Genomic DNA, 4548 nt, shown 5'->3' with positions numbered 1-4548 from the left:
GATCGTTCCCTGGTAGGGTCCGCGTCCCCGCGGTCTGCGGGCGTGTCGGGCGCAGAGGACTGCGCCCCTCCCAGAAGGTCGCATGGGAGGGACGGCGTCCCCGCCGTCCGCAAGAATATCGGGCACAGAGGAGTGTGCCCCTCCCACAGGGTCCCTTGGGAGCGACCGCGGCCTCGCGGTCCGCAAGCAAAGGCAGACCACGGGCGCCTCTACGGAACCTGCAACCACACCCGATGGCTGGGTGCCCTTGCGAGCTCCGACAGGTCGGGAGGGACCGTGTCCCCGCCGTCCGCAGGAGTATCGGGTGCAGAGGACTGTGCCCCTCCCACAAGGCCCCATGGGAGGGACCGCGTCCCCGCGGTCCGCAAGAATGCCGGCCACGTTGGACTGTGCCCCTCCCGCGGCACAGCCACGTTGCTGGAGGCCGTGCGGATCGGCCAAGCCGGGATGGACCGCATCCTGGCGGTCCGCTGGAAGGCGACCGTAGTAGCCTGCCAGTCGCAAGCAGGTGTACCGGCCAGCCGGCTCCTTGCAGCGGTAAAAGGCTGCGGAACACTTTGCCGGGCACCAACTGCCGCCATAGAGATCGCGACATGCTTTGCGCCCTCTCTTGTGCCCGTTCTCCGTGTCCTCTGTGCCTCTGTGGTTCGATCCCTCCATGCCTCTGGACCGACGGGACCGGCTGCAGGGCGAGGTGCGGACGGCGGTGGTGGTGCAGACGCCGGAGTTGATGAACTACGACCTGGACGGGAATCTTGTCCGGGACGGTCGGTGGGTGTACAGTTGGGACGCTGAGAACCGGCTGGTGCGCGTGATGAGCTGGGGCAACCCGGATCGGCGTCGGGTGGACTGGACGTACGATGCGTTGGGGCGTCGGGTACGGCAGGTGCGGTACCTCTGGACCAACAGCGCGTGGCAGGTGGTGGAGGATCTGAAGCTGGTGAGTGATCCCGTGTGGTTTGGGCGGCACATTGCGGAGCTGAACGGGACGAACGGCGCGCTGGTGCGTTCGTACGTGTGGGGATTGGATCTTTCGGAAAGCCTGGACGGAGCGGGTGGTGTGGGCGGGTTGTTGTGGGTGCGGTTGAGCGGTGGACCTGCTGCGGGGGTGCACTTTGTGACGTATGACGGCAATGGGAACGTGTGGAACCTGGTGTCCGCGAGCACCGGTACCGAGACTGCCCGGTACGAGTATGGCCCGTTTGGGGAGCCTTTGCGGCTGACGGGCGCTGCGGCGGGGTGGAATCCGTTCCGGTTCAGCACGAAGCGGACGGAGGACGGCACGGGCCTGGTGCTGTACGAATACCGCGCCTACAGTCCCGGCTTGGGCCGTTGGCTTAGCAGGGATCCGATTGAAGAGCAGGGTGGAGCGAATGTGGTTGCATTCCGGGCGAATGGAGCCATTGGGTTCACCGATAATGCGGGCGTGCAGGTTGCCCCGGCATTGGCTGGTGGCTGGAAGAGTGCCTATTTGGGTCATGGTTGGTCGGGCGCCAGTGCTTATGACGACGGCCCACTTCCGAATCCTGTGATTCCTCCGGCGTGGCCCAAGCCGAGGCCCGGGGAACCTCCTCTGCCTCCACCGATTCTTCCTCCCAAGCATCCTCCGGCTGGTGACGATCGAGTGGGCATGCCCAGACCGCCGCCTCCGCCCCGGACGCCGCCGGGTAAACCCCCTCGCCAGCCCCCCGGAGGGCCGCCGTCAAATCCGGGCAGTGCAGCAGGAGGTGCGATTGCCTTTTGTGCGGACGTTGGAACCATGTTGTTTAACCGCTGGCAAGTAAATGATGGCATTCGGGAGTGTGAAAGACAATTGAAACCTGACTGTAAGCGGCGTTGCTGTAGTATCTTTGTGTGCTACCGATGTTGTTTTGGGCGGACGCAGCTTTATAGGGTGCAGTCCGTTTTGCACGATAAGGATTGCAGCCAGGTAAAGGCGTTTCATAACGCACCGGGCACTTCACTATGGCCCGCGTGTCCCACGGGGTATCCGTACAGGCTTGTTTTGTACTTCGAACTGCTGAAATGTGGAGGCTCATAGGATCATGACATTCCCAAAGGCTCACGGGGCATGGGGTTGGGCAGCTGCTCTGATGACAGTGGCCGTGGTAACGGGAGACGGATGCTCAAAGCATGGCGACAGGTCAGGGCAGCCCGGCTTGGAGGCGATAGCGCTTGATGGGACAAGGCGCCTCTTGGAGTATGAACAACTGCTTGAGCTGGCGGCCTCAGGCAAGCCGAGTGCCCAACTGGTAAAGGAGGTGGGAGAGCCCTCATTCGTCGTAAGGAGCGAAGGGTGCGAGCACTGGCTCTATCCTGTGGTACCTGAGCCCCTCTTTGGTACAAACCAGACCATGAGGGTGATGGGTGTAATTGTGACAATCACGAACAATTATATCTCGCATGTAACGTGGGCCTTGGGTCCAAACGAACCGACCAGCGATGGCGCGCTCCTCGGCCCTTGGACTGCCGATGTGGGGCTTTATCCTGCCGCGCCAGAGTATGAGAATCTGGTGGCGTCGCGCTCTCAACAGGGGACATTGGGGGATGCAGGTAATACCACTAACGGGTTGGTGCTGACGCAGGCGAAGGTGTTTGTCCAGCCGCTTCATGCCAATGCGTCCGACAGTGGGGAGCTGCAGGCTCCTGTCAGGGTACGGGTGGAGCTGGACCCCGCACTGGTAGAGGCGCTCAAGGACTTCACCGGCGCCCACGTGGGTGAAAAGATTGTCATCACGATTAATGGGGAGTCTGCAGAAGTTGTCACGGTAATGACGCCAGTGGCAGTAGCGGCGATGGAGTTTAACATCAGTTCGGTAGAGGGCGTGCGGCGGCTCGAGGCGGCTCTGCGGAAACGGTGAGTCGGAGAAGTTGGTAGTTTGTCAGCAATAGGAATTGCATCGCTTCTGATCCACGAGGTTCCGCATCACTACTGTCCGGTAATTGGTGGGGAAGACTGTGCCAATTCAGCCATGGAGGCCTGTGAAAATGCGCTGGTAGGCGGAGAGTAAAACCATATGCGAGTAACGCGCGCAGCCCGAAGAGAAGTGCTGGCGATCGGGATTGGAGTGCAGGCTGTAGTCCTTGCATTGCTTCTGATGGCGACCGACATCGGCTGGGTTGCTCGCAATCTGGCCCTGATGTTTGTTGTGGCCGACGTGTTGTGTTATGCGTTCTTCACAAAGCTCGGGCTTGCAACTAGTTCTCTCTTCAGGATGTGCTTCTATGCACTTCCGTTATGGCTTACTGTGGTGTACGGGGTCGTAGTGAATATCGTGGGCGTAAGGCAGTAATACCTGGTTGCCGTTGCACGTCGTTGGTAACATAACGTCGCAGGATTCCGCCTGGCAAATGGAAGGACCGCACGGTGCATCGATCGGTTGCGACCTCAGGTCCGAAGGCTTATGATCTCTTGCGAGAGACAGGCAGCACTCTGGGGATGTATGGCGGCTGAAGCAAGGCCGACCGTGTTAGCAGTCCAATAGCGGAAGACAATGTGATCCGGTTCAGCACGAAGCGGACGGAGGACGGCACGGGCCTGGTGCTGTACGAATACCGGGCCTACAGTCCCGCCCTGGGAAGGTGGTTGAGCCGCGATCCCATATTGGAAACGGCCTTCTCCAGCCTATTGGGAGATGACGATGATGAAACAGGGATGAATCGGGGTTTGGTTGAGGGTGAGTACTGCTTTGTAAGGAATCGTGCCGTGCTTGGGCTGGACAACCTTGGATTGCAAGGTGGGTTGTTGTGTGAATGCAGTTACACAGCGCCTGACAAGGGATTTCCATCATCCAAGAAAAACGTAATCATAACGGATCGGGGACGCGCAGTGTGCGCGAATGCGAACCTGGGTGAAAGTGTCACGTTCACCCACGTGGGGATCCTTTGCATAAATCGGATACTGGTTCCGAGAAGGTGTTTTGACTGTAACAAGCGAGAGTGCTCGGTGTGCTTTAGATATCAGTGTGGGCTTTGATTGGGCAAACACCATTGGCTGTGTCTGGATTGTGAACTCGTCAAGAGATGCTTATGAAACGGCGTGGCATACGATGGATTGGGTGCATAGGGATTCTGGTAGTCGTGGTATGGATAGGCTCTGTGGTAATACAGGCCATAGATGAGCGCAAGTTAAAGCTTCGCATTGAGGATGTGCGGTGGTTGTTGAGGGCGTATCGGGAGCACCCGGAGGCAACCACGGTGGAGGAACTGATAGAGTCTCTGCGGAGAAAGGGCATCGAACTGAACACCCCCATCCCGGCAGTTTCCGGGCAGCCTTGTTACCGACTTATTGTGACGAATGAGGAGTATCCCGGCGCTGTGCTCATTGAGGAACAGAATGTGCGGGATCCGCGCCGCATAGTACTCGGGCTTAGCGACGGTTCTGTTGTGGTCAGGAGAAAAGGTGAGTGAGCCGGATGGAGTGCGGACAAGGTGTGGAGTGCGTGGAGTCGTGGTGGCGCCAGGTGCGATATCGATAACGCGGCGGATCTGGTGGTGCAGACGGTGCAGCCGGACCCGGACGGTGCCGGGCCGCTGCGGCAGGGGACC

General features: G+C 59.8%; 4 protein-coding genes. All 4 read left to right on the top strand.

Features of this window, described 5'->3' with window-relative positions:
* Positions 1-658: 658 nt before the first annotated feature.
* Positions 659-2041 (top strand): RHS repeat domain-containing protein, encoded by a 1383-nt coding sequence (locus G4L39_RS10845; RefSeq protein WP_165108171.1) that lies wholly within the window; start codon positions 659-661, stop codon positions 2039-2041.
* Between the two features lie 313 nt (positions 2042-2354).
* Positions 2355-2861 (top strand): hypothetical protein, encoded by a 507-nt coding sequence (locus G4L39_RS10840; RefSeq protein ID WP_165108169.1) that lies wholly within the window; start codon positions 2355-2357, stop codon positions 2859-2861.
* Positions 2862-3496: 635 nt separating this feature from the next.
* Positions 3497-3976: an RHS repeat-associated core domain-containing protein gene (locus G4L39_RS15930; RefSeq protein ID WP_165108167.1), complete on the top strand. Its 480-nt coding sequence runs from the start codon at positions 3497-3499 to the stop codon at positions 3974-3976.
* A 53-nt stretch (positions 3977-4029) separates the two neighbouring features.
* Positions 4030-4410, top strand: coding sequence for a hypothetical protein (locus G4L39_RS10830; RefSeq protein WP_165108165.1), 381 nt, complete (start codon positions 4030-4032; stop codon positions 4408-4410).
* The last annotated feature ends 138 nt before the right edge of the window (positions 4411-4548 follow it).

The sequence above is a fragment of the Limisphaera ngatamarikiensis genome, assembly GCF_011044775.1.
Classification (GTDB): Bacteria; Verrucomicrobiota; Verrucomicrobiia; order Limisphaerales; family Limisphaeraceae; genus Limisphaera; species Limisphaera ngatamarikiensis.
Note: the sequence above shows the minus strand (reverse complement) of the source record. Positions and strands in the feature narration are given on the sequence as shown.

Coding starts and splice junctions, on each gene's coding strand:
- G4L39_RS10840 (WP_165108169.1), top strand. CDS start 2,355: ATGAGGGTGATGGGTGTAATTGTGACAATCACGAACAATTATATCTCG.
- G4L39_RS10830 (WP_165108165.1), top strand. CDS start 4,030: ATGAAACGGCGTGGCATACGATGGATTGGGTGCATAGGGATTCTGGTA.
- G4L39_RS10845 (WP_165108171.1), top strand. CDS start 659: ATGCCTCTGGACCGACGGGACCGGCTGCAGGGCGAGGTGCGGACGGCG.